Below are 20,845 nucleotides of genomic sequence, written 5' to 3'. Positions count from 1 at the left end.
CAGGAAGTTGTTTGTCCGTGCAAGTTCTTGAGGGGCGTAGTCGGTCGGTGACTGACGGACGCGGCGCCCATGAGGTTGCATGAGCATGTACTGTGTTGTCAACGCCTCGATGAAAGGTGCGTCACCTTATGGCCGCTACCCACACCGCGTCGTCCGACCAGGTGGTCTGGAGCCGCCTCCTGGTTCTGCACTCCCGCGTGGAGCGCGAGCTGGCGCAGGCGCTCCAGCGACGCCATGGGATCGGCCTGTCGGAGTACCGGGCGCTGGAGTCGCTGACCCACGCCGAGGACAGCGAACTGCGCATGCAGGACCTGGCCGATCGGGTCGGTCTCGGCCAGTCGTCGGTGACGCGCCTGGTCGCACGCCTCGAAGTGGCCGGATTCGCCTTCAAGGACCTGTGTCCGTCCGACAAGCGCGGGGTGTACGCGGTGATCACGGAAGAGGGCCGCGAACGCTTCGCGGCCGCCCGCACGACGTACGCGGACGTCCTCTCCTCGGCGCTCAACGCCCTGACCGCCGACCCCGAATACGCCTCCACGGTCCAGTCGTTGCGAGCCGCCGGCGTCTGACGCCCGGACCGCCCGCGGAGCCGGACAGAGTCGGTTCGGCACTCTTCCCCACCCCTTGACGCGCTGTCAATCGCGAACTTTCGGCATAGCGCGCAGGGGGTGGTTTCGTTGCATGATCAAGCGTAACGAGAACGCGGTTCCCGCTTCTCTCGTCATCCATCCCGACGCGGTGTGAGCGTCTGGAGATTGCATGACGATGCAACTGCTTGATCGCATGTTTCGAACTTCTCGGGGGAGAGCTGCCGTGCCATCGACACACCTCGCCGATTCCATCGACGCCCACAGCCGGCAACACGCCGGCCGGATCGCCCTCTCGTACGACCGACGCACCGTCACCTACGCACAGCTGGGCGACGCCACCCGGCAGCTCCGCGGCCGGCTGGGCGGCCTGGAACTGCCGGCCGGCAGCACCGTCTGCGTCCCGGCCCACAAGACGCCGGAGACGATCGCCCTGCTGCTGGCGGTCTTCCACGAGGGCCTGATCGCCCTCGCGCCCTCGCCCGACCTGGGCATCGCCGCCCGCACCCGGCTGGCCCAGCAGGCCCGCGCGACCCACACCCTGACCGTCGCCGCCGACGGCACGCTGACCGCCGAGCAGGTGGAGGGCGACGCGACGGAGGCCGAGGGGTTCGACCGGGCGGACGCCACCCGTACCCGCCTGCTGCTCACCACCTCGGGCTCCACCGGCACCCCGAAGATCGTGCCGATCCCCGCCGACGGCTTCGAGGCCTTCGCCGACTGGGCCACGGCCGAGTTCGCGCTCACCGCGGACGACGTGGCGCTCTCCTACGCGCCGCTCAACTTCGACCTGGCCCTGCTCGACGTCTGGACCTTCCTCCGCCTGGGCGCCCACGTCGTCCTGGTCGCCAAGGACCGCGCCACCGAAGCCCCGTACCTGCAGAGCCTGGTGGCCGGCCACGGCGTCACGTTCGTCCAGGGCGTGCCCATGCTCCACCGCCTCCTGGTTGGGGGCGAGCCCGAGTTCACCGGCGTGCGCACCCTCGTCACCACGGGCGACGCCCTCGCCCCGGATCTGCTGCGGCCGATGGCCGGGACGTTCCCGAACGCCCGCTTCCACAACATCTTCGGCTGCACGGAGACGAACGACTCCTTCATCCACCCCATCGACCCGCACGCCGCGGCCGCGCCGCCGATCGGTCGGCCCCTCGCCGGGGTACGCGCCCTCGTCGTCGACGCCGACGGGAAGCTGGTCACCGGGGCCGGAAACGGCGAACTCCTGGTCAACACACCGTTCCAGACCGCCGGCTACCTCAGGTCCGCCCTGAACGAGCAGGCGTTCACGGTCCTGGACGGCCAGGAGTACTACCGCACCGGCGACCTCGTCTCCCGTACGGACGACGGCCTGTTCACCCTCCAGGGCCGCGCCGACTGGCAGGTCAAGGTGCGCGGCGTACGCACCAACCTCCAGGAGGTCGAGACCGTCGTCGCCTCCCACCCGGACGTCGCCGAGGCCGTCGTGGTGGCCCTCCCCGACGAGCAGACCGGCGTCCGCCTGCACGCACACGTGACCCGGCACCCGGCGACCGCGCTGACCGGCCTGCGGCTGCGGACCCACGTCGGCAGGCACCTCCCGCGCCACGCCATCCCGTCCTCAGTGCACGTCACCGAGGCCCCCATTCCCCGGACGTCGACCGGCAAGCCCGACCGGAACCTCATCAGGAACAACCGCATGAAGGAGAACGAGACCGCATGAGCGAGACCGGCGCCACCTACGTGACCGCGGAGATCCGCGAGTACCTCGTCACCGAGTTCCTGGCGGGCGAGGACTCCTCGGACCTCACCGACGACTACGACCTGATCGACTCCGGGGTGATCGACAGCCTCGGCCTCGTCCGGATGATCTCCCACATCGCGAGCCGTTACGGCGTGCCCGTGGACGACATCGAGTTCGGCCCGGACGACTTCCGCACCCTCGCCGCGATCACCCGCCTGGTCCGGGAGAACGCGCCCACGCCGGCGGCCTGACACGCCGCCGTACGTCCAGCACAGCCGTACACCCTGCACCACCGCTCGGCCCGCACGACCGCACGGCCTGCACCACCGCTCGGCCCGCACGACCGCACGGCCTGCACCACCGCTCGGCCCGCACGACCGCTCGGCCCGCACGACCGCTCGGCCGCACCACCGCTCGGTCACACCCACCCCTCACCGCCGCAACCCGGCGACAACACCCAAGGGAGCACCCGCATGTTCACCCGCAGCGTCGACGACGTCGTCCCCGTTCAGTGGGGCAACGGAACCAGCCACCGCCTCCTGACCAAGGCCGACGGCATGGGCTTCGCCGTGGCCGTGACCCTCGTGCGCCAGGGCACCACCAGTGCCCTGCAGTACCGCGACCACCTGGAGGCCTGCTACTGCGTCGCCGGCTCCGGTGAGGTCGTCGAGAAGGACGGCACCCGACACAAGATCATGCCGGGTGTCATCTACGCCCTGGACGAGCACGACCCGCACTACCTGATCGCGTCGGACTACGAGGACCTGCACCTCATCTCGGTCTTCAACCCGCCGATCGTCGGCACCGAGAAGCACACGCTGTCGGCCGACGGCTTCTCCCAGTACTGAGCCACCCCGCCCCGCGGACGGCACCGGGCAGCAGCCCGACGCGGTCCTGTGCCGACCGGTGCCGACCGGTGCCGGCCGGTGCAGGTCTGTGCAGGCCTGTGCGGGCCGACCCGAGCCGGTGCACGCGCGCGTGCCGTCCGCGGGGCGCCCCTTTCCCACCCGACGTGACAAGGACCAGGCTGTGACCGACGACCTCTTCCACCTCGCCACCCCGTGGGCCGACAAACTCAACGCGGACATCGGCGAACTCGACAGGGACGGCGCGTTCCCCTACGGCAAGTGGCCCGCCGTCCAGGACTCCGGGATCCTGCGGACCCCCTTCCACCCCGACCACGGAGGCCACGGGCGGTCCCTGACCGAGACCATGCGCGTGCTGGAAGGCCTCGGTCACACCTCCCGCGACGCCGGCCTGTCCTTCTCCACGTCCACCCAGATCGTCTCCGTGGGCATCCCGCTCCAGCACTTCGGCAGCGAGGAGCTCAAGCGGCGCCACCTCCCCCGGATCATGTCCGGCGACGTGATCACCGCGCACGCCATCACCGAGGAGTCCGGCGGCTCGGACGCCATGAACTCCACCACGACGGCCGTCCGCGACGGCGACCACTACGTCGTCGACGGCAGCAAGATGTTCATCACCAACGCGCCCGTCGCAGGTCTGTTCCTGCTGTACGTACGCACCGGCGCACCGGGCCCGTTCGGTCTCACCACGCTGCTCGTCGAGGCCGACGCGCCCGGGCTGACCGTCGGCCCCGCCATGGACAAGATCGGCCTGCGCACCAGCCCGATCGGCACGCTCGCCTTCGACGGGCTGCGCGTCCCGGTCTCCCAGCGGGTCGGCCGGGAGGGCTCCGGCTTCCTCGTCCTGGACTACGTGATGAAGCGCGAGGTGCTCTTCGCCTTCTCGATCACGCTCGGCGAGATGACCAGGCGGCTGGCGGACACGATCCGGTTCGCCAAGTCCCGTACACAGTTCGGCCGGACCATCGGCTCGTACCAGGCCGTCTCCCACAAGATCGCCGACATGAAGATCAGCCTGGAGACGGCGCGCAAGTGGCTGCGCGACACCGGCGCCAAGGTGGAGGCCGGCCAGGACGCCGCGATCGACCTGGCGGCGACGAAGACCGTCGTCTCCGAGGCGAACCTGAAGATGGCGCTCGACGCCGTCCAGATCCACGGCGGACGCGGCGTGCTCACCAGCCACGGCGTCGAACGCGAACTGCGCGACTCCGTCGCCGGGACCATCTACTCCGGCACGAGCGAGATCCAGCGCAACCGCATCGCCGCCCTCCTCGGCCTCTGACGCCCCCGACCACCCCAGCCTGCCTCCGACCCCAAGGGAACGGAACCCGACGTGATGACCCTCGACCTGTACGACCGGCTGACGCAGCCCACCGAGTTCCTCGACTACGAGACCGACGCCGTCCAGACGTTCGTCGACGACGTGGTCAAGGACCGTGCGGCCGACAAGCGCACCATGGCCATCGAGCTCTACTACGCCGTCCGCGACGACGTCTTCTACGAGGTCTACGGCGCGGACCTGTCCCCCGGCGGCCTGAAGGCCTCCCGTACCGCCGCCACGAAGTCCGGCTTCTGCCTGCACAAGTCCGCGCTCTACGCGGCCGCCGTACGAGCCCTGGGCATACCGTCCCGGCTCGTCTACGGCGACGTTCGTAACCATCTCGCCTCGCCCCGGCTCATCGAGCACATCGGCGGTGACGTCTTCTTCCACGGCCTGACGCAGGTCTATCTGGACGGCAAGTGGGTCAAGGCCACCCCGGTCTTCAACAAGATGCTGTGCCGGCTCTACGGCATGGAGGCCCTGGAGTTCGACGGCCTCGCCGACAGCCTCTACCACCCGTACGCGAAGGGCGCCGGCTCCATGGAGTTCCTCACCGACCACGGCGCCTTCGACGACGTCCCGTACGACTTCGTCATCGGCTCGATGCGGTCCCGGCACCCCAAGTTCCTCAGCGACTCCGGCTCGGGCTCCGGTACGAGCACCGTGGCGGGCGGCCGGCTGGCCGACGAAGCGAAGTAAGGAGCAGTACGCATGACCCAGGTCACCGAGCCCGCCCGGGCCACTCCGACCTCTCAGGCCGGTCCGACCTCTCAGGCGAGTCCGATCTCTCAGGCGGGTCCGACCTCTCAGGTCGCCACGCCCGTCGACGGCTGGGACGCCGCCATCCGCATCGGCGTCGTCGTCCCGCACGCCGATGTGGGCCCGGAGGCCGAACTCCAGGCCATGGCCCCCGCGTCGGTCTCCATCCACGGCTCCCGCGTCCACTTCGGCGCGATGCGCGCCGGCGGCGAGATGGACGAGAAGATCCCGCACGACCCGGTCCGCGCGTTCGTCGAACCGCCCTTCCTGGACCACGCCGTCGAGCAGCTCGCCGCCTCGCCCCTGCACGCGCTCACCCTCGGCTTCACCTCCTCCAGCTATGTCCTGAAGGCGGCGGGGGAGCGGGAGTTGTACGAGCGGCTGCGACCGGTCACCCGGGAGCTGCCGATCACCGGCACCACCAAGGCCGCCCGGGCCGCCTTCGCGGCGCTCGGCGCGCGCCGGATCGCCCTGGTGAACCCGCCCTGGTTCGACGACCGGCTCTCGGGCCAGGGAGCGGACTACTTCCGGGAGTTCGGCTTCGACGTGGTCCACCACGGCCCCTGCGGGCTGCCCTCGAACCAGAAGGCGATCACACCGCAGAACCTCTCCCAGTGGCTCCGTACCACCGTCGCCGCCCACCGGCCGGACGCCGTCCTGGTCGCGGGCAACGGCATCAGGGCCGTCGGCACCATCAAGCCGCTGGAGGAGGAGCTGGGTTTCCACGTGGTGACCGCGAACCAGGCCATCTTCTGGCACGCCCTGCACCTGGCCGGCGCGACGGCCATCAGCGAGGGCGTCACCGAGTACGGCGGCCTCTTCGCCACCCGCCCCGGCCCGGCGGACGAGGCCTGAGGCACGGACCCGGCGCGCCACGCGCGCGTGAGCCCGGGCGGCCGTCCGCCGCCCGGGCTCACGCGTTCACCCCCTCACCCGCTCACGCTCAGGACGCGGCAGGCACCATGTGCAGGGAGACGACCGAGGTGAAGATCTCCTCGTCGTTCTGCTCGGCCGTGATCAGCATGCGCGACCGCCCGTCCGGGGCGTCCGGGAGCGCGGTGGCGGTGATCCAGCAGGGCGCGTCGAGTTCGGCGTACCGGCTGAAGTCGTTCTGCATGCCGGCGACGAGGCTCTGCCGGGGCTGCGCCGCGGCCTGCGCCGCCTGCCGCGCCGCTTCGAGCAGCAGCATGCCCGGGGCGTGGTCGACGGGGTGGTCGAAGAGGACGGGGTGCGAGGTGTCCGTCCGCAGCTGCCAGCGGAGCGGGACGTCGGTGCAGGAGAGGACGACGTCCTGGAAGCGGGTCCGGCCGGTCGCGTGCGTGGGCGACGGCGGCGGCAGCGGAACGGCGCGGGCGTTCGCGCCCGCGATGTCGGCGTACGGTCCGCGCAGCCGCTCGTAGACCGCCCGGTCCTGGATGGTGAAGCGCGTCCGGGCCGTGGCAAGCCGGCGGCCCGCGCGGGTGGCCTCGACGGAGAGGGTGAGGGCCGTCGCCCGTGCCTTGCGGTACTTCACGTCCGAGCCGGTGATGTGCAGTTCGACGTAGGCGTCCGCGCCGTCGGCCCACAGCTCGTCGGGGTCGATGTCCCAGCCGAAGTCCTTCCAGAGCAGCTGGTGCCCGAACGGGACCTCGTACGCCGCGTGGGAGAGCATCGGCAGGGTCTGGCGCACGGTCTCCGCCAAGAACAAGGGGTCGAGCCTTCCGTGCCGCGCCAGATAGAAGGCGTGCTCACGCGGCCAGCGTGCGGTGACGGTGAAGGTGTCGTCCCCGGTCCGGCACCAGCTCACGAGGAGTACTTCGGCCGGATTCGTTTTATGGGTGTACGACATGGGAACGGGCACGGGACCGGTGGTCGTCCGGTCCTGCGCGAGCTCTATCGGAGGCACAACAGTTCTCCCCTGGGACTGTTTCAAGATATTCGCGGGTCGGAACACTGGTGTGTCGTCTGTCCGCTCACATAAGATAGTGGTCACTCTTTTTCTTTGTCGATGTATACGGGGTAACAGGCCAGTGGCGGAACACAGGCAGGAACGAGCGATCCGCACACGGGAGTTGGTGCTCCGAGCTGCGGCGGAGGTGTTCGACGAGGCCGGCTATCTCGGCGCGAGCATCACCAAGATCCTCGAACGGGCCGGCGTCACGGCGGGTGCCGTGTACTTCCACTTCAGATCCAAGGAAGGGCTGGCCCGCGCGGTCATCCTGGAGCAGGCCGCCGATCTGCGGTTCCCCGAGGGGGAGGGCGGTCTCCAGCAGCTGCTGGACATGACCGGCTATCTCGCGGTGGAGATGCAGCACAACACCCTGCTGAGGGCCGGTGTCCGGCTCGCGGTCGAGCAGGGCGTCGTCGGCAAGCAGGAGTACTCGATCTACGAGTGGTGGGCGGACCGGTTCCACGAGGAGTTCGTCCGGGCGCGGCAGATGGGCCAGTTGCTCGACGGCGTGGACGAGACCGCCTTCGCGCAGCTGCTCGTCGCCGCGTACACGGGTACGCAGGTGATGTCCCAACTGGCCACGGGCCGCGCCGACCTGCCCCGGCGGATCAACGACATGTGGCGCTGTCTGCTGCCCGCGCTGGCCCCGGCCGACGTCATCGCCGGCCTGCGGATCCCCGCCGATGACACCGTGGGCGCCGCGTGAGCGCACTGCGCGTCGTCCTGACCGGGGCGACGGGGTTCGTGGGCTCGCGCGTCCTGCACGCGCTGGCGACCACTGCCCGCGAGACCGGGCGGCGGATCGAGGTCCGCGCACTCGGCCGCTCGGTGCCCGCGGGCGGGGGCCCGGCCGGAGGCGCCGGTGACGCCACGCCGGACGCCGAGCCGGCCCGGGCGCCCCTGGGGGTCACGTGGACGCCCGTGGACCTGACCGACCGCGCCTCGCTGCGCGAGGCGGCGGGCGGCGCGGACGTCCTGATCCACCTCGCCTCGCGGATCTCCGGCGACGAGGCCCAGTGCGCGGCGGTCAACGTGGAGGGGACGGCGGCACTGGTCGACGAGGCGGTCCATCACTGGGGGGTGGACCGCCTCGTCCATCTGTCCACCGCGGCGGTGTACGGCCCCGGCCCGCACCGCGGGATCGCGGTCGACGAGATCGCCCCCGCCCCGACCTCGCCCGCCAGCCGCACCCGCCTGGCCGGCGAGGCCCCGGTCCTGGCGGCGGGCGGCACCGTCCTGCGCCCCGGCCTCGTCCTCGGCGCGGGCGACCGTTGGGTGGTGCCGGCCCTGGCGGAGCTCCTCGCGCGCGTCCCGGCCCGCTGGGACGGCGGCCGAGGCCTGCTCTCCCTGGTGGACGTGGACGACCTGGCGCGCCTGATCGCCACCCTGGCGACCTCCCCGGACGCGCCGCCCCCGGGCATCCACCACGCCGGCCACCCGGACCCGGTGAGCAACGGCGCCCTGATGGCCGAACTGGCGGCCCTGGGCATCCTCCCGACGCCCGACCAGGACTGGCCCTGGGAGACCTGCCTGTCCCGCCTCCGCGCGACCCCGGGCCGCATGAGCGAGCGCCAGTTCTCCCTCCTGGCCCAGGACCACTGGTACGCGAGCGAGGAGATCTGGAAGCTGACCTCCTGCCCCCCGGGCCCGGGCCCCCTGCCCCGCCTGGCCACGGCGGCCCCCTGGTACAGGGCGTTCGTGACGTCGGAGGACTGACCCTCACCCCCCGGTCGTCGGGGGAGACGGCCCGCTGCAAGAGTTCTCCGGCGCGACGGCGGCCTGGGCCCCCGCCGACCCCGTCTCGACCGCGTAGCCGCGACGCGGGACGTCGCTCGCGCGGCCGCGACGCATAACCGGCCTCGGGCAGTGAAAAGACCCTCCCGAAGGAGGGTCCGTGGTAAAGCGCCCCCGGCAGGACTCGAACCTGCGGCCAAGTGCTTAGAAGGCACCTGCTCTATCCACTGAGCTACGGGGGCCGGGTGGTGGACCGGTGGCCGGGAGCCCCTGGTGGGTGGGGCGTGGCCGGTCGGGTCAAGGATAGGGCTCCGATCCCCTTGGCCCGGTTGCTTCACCTGCGTGCCACGATGTGGAGGTTCAGTGAAGCGGAACGATAATCGCAGGCAGGTGCGATTCCCGCAGTGTTTTTCACGCCACTCGGCCCGGGTGTTGTGCACTCGTTATGCCTGAGGCTCCCCGTCATCCTTCGTTCGGTCGGCGCGTAGGGCCCTTATACGCTTCAAAAAGGCTCCAAAATTGGGCATTCTTCGCATGTGGTGACCTTGGACGAACGGCCCCAGCTGATCGACGCACTCTCCGCCCTGCGCGACTGTGTCGCCGCCGTGCGTCTTCCCCTTCCCCTCCCAGGCGCCCCACGCGCCCGACAGACCAGGGCCGAGCTGCTCGCCCAGCTCGACGACTATCTGGTGCCCCGGCTGAAGGACCCCCACGCCCCGCTGCTCGCCGTCGTCGGCGGGTCCACCGGGGCCGGGAAGTCCACGCTCGTCAACTCCCTTGTGGGGCGCCGCGTCAGTGAAGCCGGCGTGCTCCGGCCCACCACGCGCACGCCCGTGCTCGTCTGCCACCCCGACGACCACCACTGGTTCGCCGGCATGCGCGTCCTGCCCCAGCTCACCCGCGTCTGGCTGCCCCAGCAGGACGAGGACGCCGGCGACGAACCCCCGGAGGAGAACGCGCTCCGCGTCGAGACCTCCTCCGTCCTCGCCCCCGGGCTCGCCCTGCTCGACGCGCCCGACATCGACTCCCTCGTCGTGGAGAACCGGCTGCTCGCCGCCGAGTTGATCTGCGCCGCCGACATCTGGGTCATGGTCACGACCGGCTCGCGGTACGCCGACGCCATCCCCTGGCACCTCCTTCGTACCGCGAAGGAGTACGACGCCACGCTCGTCACCGTCCTCGACCGGGTCCCGCACCAGATCATCGGCGAGGTCTCCCGGCAGTACGAGGCCCTGCTCGACAAGGCCGGACTCGGGGACGTACCCCGGTTCACCATCCCCGAGCTCCCCGAATCCGCGGGCGGCGGCAGCGGGCTGCTGCCCGACAACGCCGTCGCCCCGCTCCGCGCCTGGCTCGCCCACCGCGCCCAGGACCCCGCCGCGCGCCAGCAGGCCGTCGGCCGCACCGCCACCGGCGTCATCGACTCCCTCGACTCCCGGATGCCCGAACTCGCCGGGGCGGTCGCCGCCCAGTACGCCGCCGCCGTCCGGCTCGGCGGCGCCGTCGAGGGGGCGTACGCCGAACAGGGCGAGCGCGTCCGGCAGCAGCTGAAGCGCGGCGCCGTCCTCGCCGGCGACGCCCGCACCCGCTGGCGCGGCTACCCCCGCGACAGCACCGCCGACGAACTGCTCGACGCCCTCGTCGAGTCGCTCGTCGCCCTGCTCCAGTGCGCGGTCGCCGCCGCCGACGAACGCGTACGGGACGCCTGGCGCCGCGAACCCGCAGCGGCCGCCCTCGGCGCCGAGGCCGGCCCCGACCGGGAGGCCGCCGAGCGGATCGAGCTGACCGTACGGCGCTGGCGGCGCGAGCTCGAAGAGCTGGCCGACGACGAGCTCCGCGCCACCGAACGGACCGGAACCGCCCGTACCGCCGCCCCCGACGCCGACACCGTCGCCGCCCTGCTCGCCGCCGCCCTGCTCGGTGGACGCCGCACCCGCAGCGCGGGCGAGCGGCTCGCCGAACTCCTCGGCGCCCAGGCCGCCCTGCGCCTGCGCGACAAGGGTGGCGATCTGGTGGTGGCCTACCTCGATCGCGCCCTGCACGCCGAACGCGACCGGCGGCTCGCCCCCCTAGAGGCCCTCGACGTGACCCCCGAGCCGCAGGCGGAACTGATCGCCGCGCTCTCCGTACTGCAGAAGGAGAAGTGAGGACCGGTGAGCAGCAGCACGGTGGACGACCGCTGGGACGACGGACTGATCGCCCGTCGGGCGGAAGAGCGGGCCGCCGAGGCGGCGGAGGAGGCGGCCCTCGACCGGATGGAGGAGGACAGCCTCCCGCCGCTCGGCGGGCAGTACGGCGGGCTGCTGCGTACCCGCCTCGACGCCCTCCACGAGCTCGTCGGCCTCTCCCGTACCCGCCTGGAGGCCGACCCGCTCGGTGAGACCGGGCTCGCCGAGGCCGGACGCGTCCTCGACGAGGCCGCCGCCCGCCAGCGGCTCTCCGCCCGGCACACCGTCGTCGCGATCGCCGGACCCACCGGCAGCGGCAAGTCCAGCCTCTTCAACGCCCTCGCCGGCGTCCCCGTCTCCGAGACCGGGCTCCGCCGCCCCACCACCTCCGCGCCCATCGCGCTCAGCTGGTCCGAGGGCTCCGCCGGGCTCCTCGACCGGCTCGCCGTCCCCGGCCGGCTCCGCCGCCGTCCCCTCGCGGGCGGCGCCGCCGACGAGGAGCTCCAGGGCCTGGTCCTGATCGACCTGCCCGACCACGACTCGGCCGTCCTCAGCCACCGCGACCAGGTCGACCGGGTCCTGGGGCTCGTCGACGCGGTCATCTGGGTGGTGGACCCGGAGAAGTACGCCGACGCGGCGCTCCACGAGCGCTATCTGCGCCCGCTCGCCGGGCACGCCGAGGTCACCTTCGTCGTCCTCAACCAGATCGACCGGCTCGGCCCCGACGCCTCCGACCTCGTCCTGGACGATCTGCGCCGCCTCCTGGACGAGGACGGCATGGCCCTCGGCGAACACGGCGAACCCGGCGCCACCGTCCTCGCGCTCTCCGCCGTCACCGGGGAGGGCGTCGGGGAACTGCGCGAACTCCTCGGCCGTTTCGTCCAGGAGCGCACCGCCCCCGCCCTCCGCCTCTCGGCCGACGTCGACGCGGCGGCGGCCCGGCTCCGCCCCGCGTACGTCTCCGACGGCCAGGCCGGCCTCGGGGAGCGGGCCCGCGAGGACTTCGCGGCCCGGCTCGCGGTCGCCGTCGGTGCCACCGCCGCGGGCGAGGCCGCCGAGCGGGTCTGGCGCCGGGGCGCCATCCGCGCCTGCGGCACCCCCTGGCTGCGGCTCTACCGTTGGTACGAGCGGCTGCGCGCGCACGGCTCCACCGATCCCCGCCTCCAGGCACCCCTCGAAGACGAACTGACCGCCCGCCAACGCGTGGAACAGGCCGTACGGGTCGTCGCCGACGACGCCTCGCGCGGGCTTCCGGCGCCGTGGGCGCAGGCGGTGCGCGAGGCGGCGGCGCGGGGAGCCGACGGGCTGCCCGAGGCGCTCGACGAGCTCACCGTGATCATCGGCGACCCGGCCGCCCGCCCCCCGCGCCCCGCCTGGTGGCCCGCGGCCGTCCTGGCCCAGGTCCTGATGACGTTCCTCCAGCTCTTCGGCGCGCTGTGGCTGGTCGGCCAGATCGTGGGCGTCGTGGAGCCGGGGCTGTTGCCGCCCGTCCTCATCATGCTCGGCGGCATCGTCGGCGGCCCGCTGGTGGAGTGGGCGTGCGCGGCGGCGGTGAAGGGGCCCGCCCGGCGGTACGGGCAGGAGGCCGAACGCACCCTGCGGGAAGCGGCGGCCGCCTGCGGCCGGGCCCGTGTTCTGGACCCGATCTCGGCCGAGTTGATGCGCTACCGCGAGGTCCGCGACCAGTACGTGACGGTCTCCGGGACGCGTTCGGGGGCGCGGGTCGCGCGTCTCGGCGGGGTCGGGGTGCGGTGGGGCGGCACGAGGGCGGGCGCACGGCTGAGGTGAGGTGCCGCGCGATCCCTCGCGCGGGATGTCACCCGCAGGCGTGACGGAGTTGTCCCCAACCCGTCCTCCCTCCCCAGGCCTCGGCGCGTTTCGGTGGACCGGTCCACGATGGAACCGGCCGAAGTGCTGCGAAAGCGCGACGAAATGGGGGAGGACGGCATGAACGACACGATGGTGACGCTCGTCGGGAACGTGGCGACGAGCGTGGAGTACCGGGAGACGGCGACGGGCGGGGTGGCCCGCTTCCGGTTCGCGGTGACCGCGCGCCGCTGGGACCGGGAGCGGGGCGGCTGGGCGGACGGACACACCAGTTTCTACACGGTGTTCGCGTGGCGGGCGCTCGGCGCCAACCTCGCCGCGTCGGTCTCGGTGGGGGAGCCGCTGGTGGTGCACGGCCGGCTGCGGGTGCGGGAGGAGGACGTGCCCGACGAGGGCAGGCCGCCCGAGGCGCGACGCAGGACCTTCGTGGACATCGACGCGGTGGCGGTGGGCCACGATCTGACGCGCGGAACGGCGGCGTTCCGGCGCGTGGTGAAGGGCGAGCCACGGACGACGGAACGTCAGGGGAACGGGGACCGGGGCACGATGGAACGTGACCCGTGGGAGACTCCGGAGCCCGTCACGTCACTCCATGTGCTGGAACCCGCGCTCTGAGCAGGAGTTGTGGGAGATTTGTCGACTCCGTGACCTGCGGATACGGGCTTGGGCGCGCCGCATGATAACGATTCCGAGTCGGTATGGTTATCAGGTCGTATGGACGGGCACCGAGCCCTTCCCCGTCCCTAGGATTCGCAGGTACTCATACGGGACTTGAGTAGTCACTTGAGTCGACAGTGAGTCAACCGGGTCTGTGATTCTGCTGGCGATGCGCGCTCCCCCCACGTGTCATGACATGACGGACGGCACGGAGCAGCTCGCCCGGAGGGGAAATTCATGTTTTCTGTTCGGAGGCGCGGCGTTGCCCGCCTTGCCGCCGCGACCGTGGTCTCCGGCCTCGTCGCTGCGGGTGCGATAGCCGTTGCGGGACCGGCGATGGCCGAGGACGGAGCTGACGGCACCGGCGGCGCGACCGCCACGCTGGGGCAGCTCACGGTCTTCGACACGGTCAAGATCAAGGGCAAGGGCGAGATCTCCGCCGGCCTGTTCCAGATGCAGGCGACGCCCGGTGGCACGCTGCAGACCTACTGCATCGACCTCTACACCGGCGCCAAGACGGGCCAGGAGTACAAGGAGGTCGGCTGGGACCAGTCCTCCCTGCACAACAACGAGAACGCCGGCAAGATCCGCTGGATCCTGCAGAACTCGTACCCGCAGGTGAACGACCTCGACGCCCTGGCGAAGAAGGTCGGCGCGAAGAACCTCACGGAGAAGACCGCCGCTGCCGCCACGCAGGCCGCGATCTGGCACTTCTCGGACAACGTCGAGGCCACGCCGGTCAACAAGAACGCCAAGAAGCTGACCGAGTACCTGGAGAAGGAGGCGGTGAACCTGGAGGAGCCCAAGGCCTCCCTCAGCCTCTCCCCGTCCTCCGTCGCCGGTAAGTCGGGCGAGCGTCTCGGCCCGGTCACCGTCAACACCAACTCCGCCACCGCCGCGGTCAGCCTCACCCCGGGTGCCCCCGAGGGCGTCAAGCTGGTCGACAAGGACGGCAAGGTCGTCACCACCGTCGCCAACGGCGGCCAGGTGTTCTTCGACGTTCCCGCCGGCACGCCGGACGGCGCCGCCGAGCTGACGGTCCAGGCCGACACGACCGTTCCGATCGGCCGTGCCTTCGTCTCGACCAAGGTCAAGAGCCAGACCCTGATCCTGGCCGGCACCAGCACCTCCAGCGTCACGGCCAAGGCCGGCGCCACGTGGGCGAAGAAGGGCGCGATCCCGGCCGTCACGGCCGAGAAGAACTGCGCCAAGGGCGGCCTCGACATCACGGCGTCCAACGAGGGTGACGAGGACTTCACCTTCGAGCTGAAGGGCCAGAAGGTCACCATCGCCGGTGGCGAGTCCAAGACGGTCACGATCCCGCTCGCCGAGGACGAGGCCTACGACTTCACGATCACCGGTCCGAACGGGTTCGAGAAGAACTTCAAGGGCGTCCTCGACTGCAAGACGGCCACCCCGGGTCCGCTCCCGTCGGAGACCCCGTCGACCGAGCCGTCCGTCTCGCCCACGCCCAGCGCGGGCACGGCCGGTGGCTCCACCACCGGTGAGACCACCGGCTCCACCACCGGTGGCGGCGACCTCGCCGAGACCGGTAGCTCCAACGCCACGCCGATGATCGCGGGCATCGCCGCGCTCCTCGTCGTCCTCGGCGGCGGCGCGGTCTTCTTCCTCCGCAAGAAGAAGGCGGCCGGCCAGTAGTACCCCCGCCTCACGGCAGCCGACGGCCCCGACGCGCACCGCGCGCCGGGGCCGTCGCGCGTTCCCGGGCGGGCGCCGCCCCGCGGATCACCCGCTCGTCCGGTCGCGGATCACCCGCTCGTCTAGTCGTCCAGGCTGCCCATGGTCAGGTTGACGGTGGTCCCGGTCAGACCGCTCGCCCGGTCGGAGGCCAGGAAGGCCGCCGTGCCCGCCAGTTCCGCCGGTCTCATCAGCCGTCGCGGGTGGGTCCGGGCCGCGAGGTGCTCCTGCCACTGCTCCCACGTCAGCCCCGTGGCCTCGGCGCGCGGTGCGAAGGCCTCGCGGATCGTGCGGGTCTCCGGCATGGCCTGGGGCCGCAGGCCGACGACACGGACGCCGAGCGGTGCCAGTTCGGCGGAGAGATCCCGGGTGAGCGCCTCCTTCGCCGCCATCGCGGGCCCGTAGCCGCCGACCAAGGGGATGCCCGTACGGGAGTGGAGGGCGGTGACGGTCATGATCACCCCTGACCCCTGCGGGACCATCCGCCGGGCGGCGAGCCGCGCGGTCAGGAAGTACGCGCGCGTACAGGCGGCGATCGGCAGGGCGAAGCGCTCGACGTCGAGCTCGGTCAACGGGACGCCCAGGATCTCCGCGTTCGGAACGCCCACGGCGTCGAAGGAGACATCGATCCGCCCCGCCCGGTCGGTCACCGAACCCAGGTACCGGTCCACCACCCCCTCGTCGAGGGCGTCCACCTGCGCGGCCACCGCCGATCCGCCGGCCGACACGATCTCCTCGACGAGGGCCTCGACCGGCCCCGCCCGGCGCCCGGAGAGAAAGAGCTCCGCGCCCTCGGCCGCGAAGGCACGCGCGACGGCGCCACCGATCGCGCCTCCGGCCCCGTGGATCACCGCGACCTTGTCCTTGAGCAACATCTCCGGCTCCTCTCGTGGTCCCGACCCGTGGTCCCGACCCGTGGGTCCCGACCCGTGGGTCCCGAAAGGGCAGACACCGCCTCCCCCGGAAACCGGGCGCCCGCCGACCGACCGGTTCGCTCCGCGACCGGTGTCCGTACACGATGGAGGTGATGGAGCTGACGACAGCCGATCTCGTCGCGAGGGCGCGAGCCGGTGACGGCGAGGCGTTCCGCGAGCTGACCGAGCCGCACCGCCGGGAGCTGCACGTGCACTGTTACCGGATGCTCGGCTCCCTCCAGGACGCCGAGGACGCCCTTCAGGACACCCTGCTGGCCGCCTGGCAGGGCCTCGGCGGTTTCGAGGGCCGGGCCTCGGTCCGTACCTGGCTCTACAGGATCGCCACCAACCGCTGTCTCAACGCGCTCCGCTCCGCGAGACGACGCCCGGCTCGCGCGTGGGACATGCCCGGCACCGAACCGCCCGACCCCACCCGACACGCCGAGGTCCTCTGGCTGGAGCCCCTGCCGGACGCCCTCCTCGCCGGCGCGATCGACGCGCCCCTCGGCCCCGAGGCCCGCTACGAACAGACCGAGGCCGTCTCTCTGGCCTTCGTGACCGCCCTGCAGACCCTGCCGCCCCGCCAGCTCGCGGTACTCGTCCTGCGCGACGTCCTCGGATTCCACGCGGCCGAGGTCGCCGAGATGCTCGACACGACCGTCGCCGCGGCCGACAGCGCCCTGAAGCGCGCCCGCGCCACCCTGAAACTCCGCAACGCCGGCGAACCCGCACGACCACCGGCCCCCGTCGGTCCCTCGGAACGGGCCCTCGCCCGAAGCTTCGTCCGCGCCTACGAATCCGGCGACCTGGACGCGCTGCTCGCCCTTCTCACCGACGACGTCCTCGTCTCCATGCCGCCGATCCCCCTCACGTACGAGGGCCGCGAGGCAGCCGGCCGCCTCTTCGCCGCGATCTTCGACTCCGGCCGCAGGGTCGACCTCGTCCCCACCCGCGCCAACGGTCAGCCGGCCTTCGCCGCCTACCTCCGCACCAGCACGGGCCGCCGCCCCGCCGCAGGCCTCTTCGTCCTCACCGTCCGCGGCCCCTGGATCAGCGCCTTCACCCGCTTCGAGGAGAGACTCCTCCCCTCCTTCGGCCTCCCGCCCACCCTGCCCGCTCACCCCACGTGACGCCCCGGTCACCGCCCCCTCCGGAGAAGCCCCAGGTCAGCGGAGCCGCGCCATACTGGTTTCCATCACGGGGTGGCGGTCAGGCAAGATGGGGTGTATCTGCCCACTCACTCTTTGCCGGACGGTTTCTCTTGGCTGAGTACATCTACACGATGCGCAAGACGCGCAAGGCGCACGGCGACAAGGTCATCCTCGATGACGTGACGCTGAGCTTCCTGCCCGGTGCGAAGATCGGTGTGGTCGGCCCGAACGGTGCCGGTAAGTCCACCGTCCTCAAGATCATGGCCGGCCTCGAGCAGCCGTCCAACGGTGACGCGTTCCTGTCGCCCGGGTACAGCGTCGGCATGCTCCTCCAGGAGCCCCCGCTCGACGAGTCCAAGACCGTCCTGGAGAACGTGCAGGACGGCGCCGCCGAGATCATGGGGAAGCTGAGGCGCTTCAACGAGGTCGCCGAGCTCATGGCGACCGACTACTCGGACGCGCTCATGGAGGAGATGGGCAAGCTCCAGGAGGACCTGGACCACGCCAACGCCTGGGACCTCGACGCCCAGCTGGAGCAGGCCATGGACGCGCTGGGCTGCCCGCCCGGCGACTGGCCCGTCACCACCCTCTCCGGTGGCGAGAAGCGCCGCGTCGCGCTCTGCAAGCTGCTCCTGGAAGCCCCCGACCTGCTGCTCCTCGACGAGCCCACCAACCACCTGGACGCCGAGTCCGTGCAGTGGCTGGAGCAGCACCTCGCCAAGTACCCCGGCACCGTCGTCGCCGTCACCCACGACCGGTACTTCCTCGACAACGTCGCCGAGTGGATCCTGGAGCTCGACCGCGGTCGCGCCCACCCCTACGAGGGCAACTACTCCACCTACCTGGAGAACAAGGCGACCCGCCTCAAGGTCGAGGGCCAGAAGGACGCCAAGCGCGCGAAGCGTCTGAAGGAAGAGCTCGAGTGGGTGCGGTCCAACGCCAAGGGGCGTCAGGCCAAGTCCAAGGCCCGTCTCGCTCGTTACGAGGAGATGGCCGCCGAGGCGGACAAGATGCGGAAGCTGGACTTCGAGGAGATCCAGATCCCGCCGGGCCCGCGTCTGGGCTCCATCGTCGTCGAGGTCAACAACCTCTCCAAGGCCTTCGGCGAGAAGGTCCTGATCGACGACCTCAGCTTCACCCTGCCGCGTAACGGCATCGTCGGCATCATCGGCCCGAACGGCGCCGGCAAGACCACGCTCTTCAAGATGCTCCAGGGCCTCGAGACCCCGGACTCCGGCGAGATCAAGATCGGCGAGACGGTCAAGATCAGCTACGTCGACCAGAGCCGCGCCAACATCGACCCCAAGAAGACGCTGTGGGCCGTCGTCTCCGACGAGCTGGACTACATCAACGTCGGCCAGGTCGAGATGCCGTCACGGGCCTACGTGTCCGCCTTCGGCTTCAAGGGCCCGGACCAGCAGAAGCCCGCCGGCGTCCTCTCCGGCGGTGAGCGCAACCGCCTGAACCTGGCGCTCACCCTCAAGCAGGGCGGCAACCTGCTGCTCCTCGACGAGCCCACCAACGACCTCGACGTCGAGACCCTCGGCTCGCTGGAGAACGCGCTCCTGGAGTTCCCGGGTGCGGCCGTGGTCGTCTCCCACGACCGCTGGTTCCTGGACCGGGTCGCGACGCACATCCTCGCGTACGAGGGCGACTCGAAGTGGTACTGGTTCGAGGGCAACTTCGAGTCGTACGAGAAGAACAAGGTCGAGCGCCTGGGCCCGGACGCGGCCCGTCCGCACCGCGCCACGTACAAGAAGCTGACCCGAGGCTGAGCGTGCGACATATCTACAGCTGTCCCCTGCGCTGGTCGGACATGGACGCCTTCGGGCACGTCAACAACGTCGTCTTCCTGCGGTACCTGGAAGAGGCGCGGATCGACTTCATGTTCCGGCTGGCACCGGGTGACGGTTCGCCGTCGTTCTCCGGCGGGTCCGTCGTGGCCCGGCACGAGATCGACTACGTACGGCCGTTGGTGCACCGGCACGCGCCGGTCACCATCGAGTCCTGGGTCACGAAGATAGGCGCGGCGTCGCTGACGATCGCGTACGAGATCAAGGACCCGGACGTGACGTACGTACGGGCCTCCACGGTCGTCGTCCCCTTCGACCTCGAGGCCCAGCGGCCGCGTCGCATCTCCGTCGAGGAGCGGTCCTTCCTGGAGGAGTACATGGACGACGGGATGACTGCCGCCGCATGATCGCGCCGCTGCACTTCGCCGACGCCCGGGAGGCGGCGGACCTCGCCGCCTTCCTGGCCCGGCTGATCCACTACGACCGCGCCGCCGCCGTCCGCCTTCAGGCCGGTGGCGGCGCGCTCGCCGTCTTCGGGCGGCCGCCGACGTTCGAGGTGCTCGCGATCCGTACGGCCCGGCTCGTGGACGCCGTGGACCTGGACGTCACCGTCTCCGCCGGTGAACTCCTCGAAGGCATCGAGGAGTCGGCCGGCAAGGCCGTCGTCCCCGACGCCGTCACCGGACCGCCGTGGGCCGGCGTGCTGCCGCCCCGGGGCGGCTGGGAACCGGTCGCCGGACTGCCGGGCGCGGCCGGTCTGCGCGGCGCGATCGCCGTGGCCGTCAGCGAATTCCGGTCCCGGGACGAGGAGTTGCCCGAGGACCGGCGTACGCGGGCGGAGCGGGACCGGATCGGGCGCGCGATCTGGTCGCGGACGGTCGCGACGACCGGGCTTCCGCTGCGGGCCGTCCACGCGGCGCAGTCCCTGGGCTTCCTGCCGGGGGAGGGCGTGCCGGTGGCGCTGTTCGCCTCGGGCCCGTGGCTCCGGCTCCGTACGCCCTACGGTTCGATAGCGGTACGGACCGTCCCGTCGGCCCTGCCCTTCGCCCCCGGCCCGCCGCGCTAGACCCCCTCCCCCTCCCGCTCCTCCGTCGCGATCGCGACCAGGGAGGCAAGCGCCGACAGCGCCAGCAGGATCGTCGGGATCACCGGCGAGCCGATGGCCACGTTCTCGCTCGCCAGGACCGGGTCCATCCGGCGATCCGGGTCGTACGCCACCCGGATCCTGCCGCCCTCGCCGTCGACGGCACCCTCCGGATCGGCCTTGGTCTCGGAGCTGAACTCGGGGAACAGGCCGCCGGGGCAGTCCAGTTCGTAGTGGTACAGGGTCTTCGCCTGCGGGGCGCCCTCGCCGAAGGTCGGGTGGTGGGACTGCCTGACCTTGCCCACCACGGCGCAGCTCACGACCTCGCTCCTGGTCGTCGAGTCCGCCACCTCCACCCAGGCCGCCCCCATGCCGAGGACCAGCAGGAAGAGCCCGAAGCCGGCCGCTGTCCCGGTCTCCCGGAACAGCGCGCCGAGGGCCGCCAGGGCGACGGCGGCCAGCACGATCCCGCCGAGCAGGGCGACGAACCTGGGCGTTCCCGTCCCGCCGCGCAGGCTCCAGTCGGCCCAGAGGTACGTCAGCCAGCCGGCGCCCAGGGGCACCACGAGCACCCCGAGCGCCGCCACGACCCTGGCCGCCCTCCGCGCCAGGAGTCTCCGCCCCGCCCTCCCCGCCCAT

At 71.6% G+C, this 20,845-nt stretch carries 20 protein-coding genes and 1 tRNA gene; 17 read left to right on the top strand and 4 right to left on the bottom strand.

The annotated features are described in order from the left end of the window. Nucleotides 1-128: 128 nt before the first annotated feature. The 7 genes from ACIPPS_RS23270 (at nt 129) to ACIPPS_RS23240 (ending at nt 6,105) form a co-directional block, all read left to right on the top strand. Nucleotides 129-569 carry a MarR family winged helix-turn-helix transcriptional regulator gene (locus ACIPPS_RS23270; RefSeq protein WP_401435220.1) on the top strand — a complete coding sequence of 147 codons (441 nt, stop codon included), beginning with the start codon at nt 129-131 and terminating at the stop codon, nt 567-569. Between the two features lie 244 nt (nt 570-813). Then, entirely contained in the window at nt 814-2,283 is a 1,470-nt protein-coding gene (locus ACIPPS_RS23265; RefSeq protein ID WP_401435218.1) for an AMP-binding protein, read from the top strand. Then, nucleotides 2,280-2,555: an acyl carrier protein gene (locus tag ACIPPS_RS23260; protein ID WP_401435215.1), complete on the top strand. Its 276-nt coding sequence runs from the start codon at nt 2,280-2,282 to the stop codon at nt 2,553-2,555. The genes ACIPPS_RS23265 and ACIPPS_RS23260 overlap by 4 nt, the downstream gene beginning before the upstream one ends. Before the next feature lie 222 nt (nt 2,556-2,777). Continuing rightward, nucleotides 2,778-3,152 carry an ectoine synthase gene (locus tag ACIPPS_RS23255; RefSeq protein ID WP_401435212.1) on the top strand — a complete coding sequence of 125 codons (375 nt, stop codon included), beginning with the start codon at nt 2,778-2,780 and terminating at the stop codon, nt 3,150-3,152. A gap of 181 nt (nt 3,153-3,333) precedes the next feature. Next, the gene (locus ACIPPS_RS23250) at nt 3,334-4,452 is read left to right on the top strand and encodes an acyl-CoA dehydrogenase family protein (RefSeq protein WP_401435210.1); all 1,119 of its coding nucleotides are present in this window, start codon (nt 3,334-3,336) and stop codon (nt 4,450-4,452) included. A gap of 54 nt (nt 4,453-4,506) precedes the next feature. Then, a complete protein-coding gene (locus ACIPPS_RS23245; RefSeq protein ID WP_401435208.1) occupies nt 4,507-5,190 on the top strand; it encodes a transglutaminase family protein in 684 nt (227 codons plus the stop codon). 12 nt (nt 5,191-5,202) lie between these two features. Continuing rightward, on the top strand, nt 5,203-6,105 hold the full coding sequence (locus tag ACIPPS_RS23240; RefSeq protein ID WP_401435205.1) for a maleate cis-trans isomerase: 903 nt from the start codon (nt 5,203-5,205) through the stop codon (nt 6,103-6,105). Between the two features lie 88 nt (nt 6,106-6,193). Here the strand turns inward: ACIPPS_RS23240 and ACIPPS_RS23235 are convergent, their stop codons facing one another. After that, nucleotides 6,194-7,135, bottom strand: a complete 942-nt coding sequence (locus tag ACIPPS_RS23235; RefSeq protein WP_401435202.1) for a ScbA/BarX family gamma-butyrolactone biosynthesis protein — start codon at nt 7,133-7,135, stop codon at nt 6,194-6,196. A gap of 79 nt (nt 7,136-7,214) precedes the next feature. On the opposite strand from ACIPPS_RS23235, the gene ACIPPS_RS23230 reads away from it, so the two are divergent. Beyond that, nucleotides 7,215-7,886, top strand: coding sequence for a ScbR family autoregulator-binding transcription factor (locus tag ACIPPS_RS23230; RefSeq protein ID WP_401435199.1), 672 nt, complete (start codon nt 7,215-7,217; stop codon nt 7,884-7,886). Continuing rightward, nucleotides 7,883-8,896 carry an NAD-dependent epimerase/dehydratase family protein gene (locus ACIPPS_RS23225; RefSeq protein WP_401435197.1) on the top strand — a complete coding sequence of 338 codons (1,014 nt, stop codon included), beginning with the start codon at nt 7,883-7,885 and terminating at the stop codon, nt 8,894-8,896. The genes ACIPPS_RS23230 and ACIPPS_RS23225 overlap by 4 nt, the downstream gene beginning before the upstream one ends. Nucleotides 8,897-9,083: 187 nt before the next feature. On the opposite strand, the gene ACIPPS_RS23220 is transcribed toward ACIPPS_RS23225, so the two are convergent. Then, nucleotides 9,084-9,156: transfer RNA gene (locus tag ACIPPS_RS23220), tRNA-Arg, on the bottom strand. 303 nt (nt 9,157-9,459) lie between these two features. On the opposite strand from ACIPPS_RS23220, the gene ACIPPS_RS23215 reads away from it, so the two are divergent. From ACIPPS_RS23215 to ACIPPS_RS23200, 4 genes are all read left to right on the top strand, one after another. Further along, complete coding sequence (locus ACIPPS_RS23215) at nt 9,460-11,061, top strand: dynamin family protein (protein WP_401435812.1); 1,602 nt, start codon at nt 9,460-9,462, stop codon at nt 11,059-11,061. Nucleotides 11,062-11,067: 6 nt separating this feature from the next. Further along, nucleotides 11,068-12,870 carry a GTPase gene (locus tag ACIPPS_RS23210; RefSeq protein ID WP_401435195.1) on the top strand — a complete coding sequence of 601 codons (1,803 nt, stop codon included), beginning with the start codon at nt 11,068-11,070 and terminating at the stop codon, nt 12,868-12,870. A 159-nt stretch (nt 12,871-13,029) separates the two neighbouring features. Continuing rightward, nucleotides 13,030-13,524, top strand: coding sequence for a single-stranded DNA-binding protein (locus ACIPPS_RS23205; protein WP_401435193.1), 495 nt, complete (start codon nt 13,030-13,032; stop codon nt 13,522-13,524). Between the two features lie 279 nt (nt 13,525-13,803). Continuing rightward, nucleotides 13,804-15,225 carry a Cys-Gln thioester bond-forming surface protein gene (locus ACIPPS_RS23200; protein ID WP_401435191.1) on the top strand — a complete coding sequence of 474 codons (1,422 nt, stop codon included), beginning with the start codon at nt 13,804-13,806 and terminating at the stop codon, nt 15,223-15,225. Nucleotides 15,226-15,347: 122 nt separating this feature from the next. Here the strand turns inward: ACIPPS_RS23200 and ACIPPS_RS23195 are convergent, their stop codons facing one another. Continuing rightward, nucleotides 15,348-16,139, bottom strand: a complete 792-nt coding sequence (locus ACIPPS_RS23195; protein ID WP_401435188.1) for an SDR family NAD(P)-dependent oxidoreductase — start codon at nt 16,137-16,139, stop codon at nt 15,348-15,350. A gap of 152 nt (nt 16,140-16,291) precedes the next feature. Between ACIPPS_RS23195 and ACIPPS_RS23190 the strand changes: the two genes are divergently transcribed. From ACIPPS_RS23190 to ACIPPS_RS23175, 4 genes are all read left to right on the top strand, one after another. Continuing rightward, on the top strand, nt 16,292-17,308 hold the full coding sequence (locus tag ACIPPS_RS23190) for an RNA polymerase subunit sigma-70 (RefSeq protein ID WP_401435185.1): 1,017 nt from the start codon (nt 16,292-16,294) through the stop codon (nt 17,306-17,308). A 131-nt stretch (nt 17,309-17,439) separates the two neighbouring features. Then, nucleotides 17,440-19,104: an energy-dependent translational throttle protein EttA gene (gene ettA / locus ACIPPS_RS23185; RefSeq protein WP_401435183.1), complete on the top strand. Its 1,665-nt coding sequence runs from the start codon at nt 17,440-17,442 to the stop codon at nt 19,102-19,104. A 2-nt stretch (nt 19,105-19,106) separates the two neighbouring features. Further along, nucleotides 19,107-19,529 carry an acyl-CoA thioesterase gene (locus ACIPPS_RS23180; protein WP_401435180.1) on the top strand — a complete coding sequence of 141 codons (423 nt, stop codon included), beginning with the start codon at nt 19,107-19,109 and terminating at the stop codon, nt 19,527-19,529. Next, nucleotides 19,526-20,188 (top strand): hypothetical protein, encoded by a 663-nt coding sequence (locus ACIPPS_RS23175; RefSeq protein WP_401435178.1) that lies wholly within the window; start codon nt 19,526-19,528, stop codon nt 20,186-20,188. Before ACIPPS_RS23180 ends, ACIPPS_RS23175 begins: the two co-directional genes overlap by 4 nt. Here the strand turns inward: ACIPPS_RS23175 and ACIPPS_RS23170 are convergent. Next, the gene (locus tag ACIPPS_RS23170) at nt 20,185-20,793 is read right to left on the bottom strand and encodes a hypothetical protein (protein ID WP_401435175.1); all 609 of its coding nucleotides are present in this window, start codon (nt 20,791-20,793) and stop codon (nt 20,185-20,187) included. The genes ACIPPS_RS23175 and ACIPPS_RS23170 overlap by 4 nt on opposite strands. Nucleotides 20,794-20,845: the final 52 nt, after the last annotated feature.

The sequence above is a fragment of the Streptomyces sp. NPDC090127 genome, assembly GCF_044746945.1.
GTDB lineage: Bacteria > Actinomycetota > Actinomycetes > Streptomycetales > Streptomycetaceae > Streptomyces.
Note: the sequence above shows the minus strand (reverse complement) of the source record. Positions and strands in the feature narration are given on the sequence as shown.

What these genes read in the sequence shown, in the direction of transcription:
- ACIPPS_RS23200 (WP_401435191.1), top strand. Translation starts at nt 13,804, where the DNA reads ATGTTTTCTGTTCGGAGGCGCGGCGTTGCCCGCCTTGCCGCCGCGACC.
- ACIPPS_RS23195 (WP_401435188.1), bottom strand. Translation starts at nt 16,139, where the DNA reads ATGTTGCTCAAGGACAAGGTCGCGGTGATCCACGGGGCCGGAGGCGCG.
- ACIPPS_RS23205 (WP_401435193.1), top strand. Translation starts at nt 13,030, where the DNA reads ATGAACGACACGATGGTGACGCTCGTCGGGAACGTGGCGACGAGCGTG.
- ACIPPS_RS23260 (WP_401435215.1), top strand. Translation starts at nt 2,280, where the DNA reads ATGAGCGAGACCGGCGCCACCTACGTGACCGCGGAGATCCGCGAGTAC.
- ACIPPS_RS23175 (WP_401435178.1), top strand. Translation starts at nt 19,526, where the DNA reads ATGATCGCGCCGCTGCACTTCGCCGACGCCCGGGAGGCGGCGGACCTC.
- ACIPPS_RS23255 (WP_401435212.1), top strand. Translation starts at nt 2,778, where the DNA reads ATGTTCACCCGCAGCGTCGACGACGTCGTCCCCGTTCAGTGGGGCAAC.
- ACIPPS_RS23240 (WP_401435205.1), top strand. Translation starts at nt 5,203, where the DNA reads ATGACCCAGGTCACCGAGCCCGCCCGGGCCACTCCGACCTCTCAGGCC.
- ACIPPS_RS23245 (WP_401435208.1), top strand. Translation starts at nt 4,507, where the DNA reads ATGACCCTCGACCTGTACGACCGGCTGACGCAGCCCACCGAGTTCCTC.
- ACIPPS_RS23270 (WP_401435220.1), top strand. Translation starts at nt 129, where the DNA reads ATGGCCGCTACCCACACCGCGTCGTCCGACCAGGTGGTCTGGAGCCGC.
- ACIPPS_RS23190 (WP_401435185.1), top strand. Translation starts at nt 16,292, where the DNA reads ATGGAGCTGACGACAGCCGATCTCGTCGCGAGGGCGCGAGCCGGTGAC.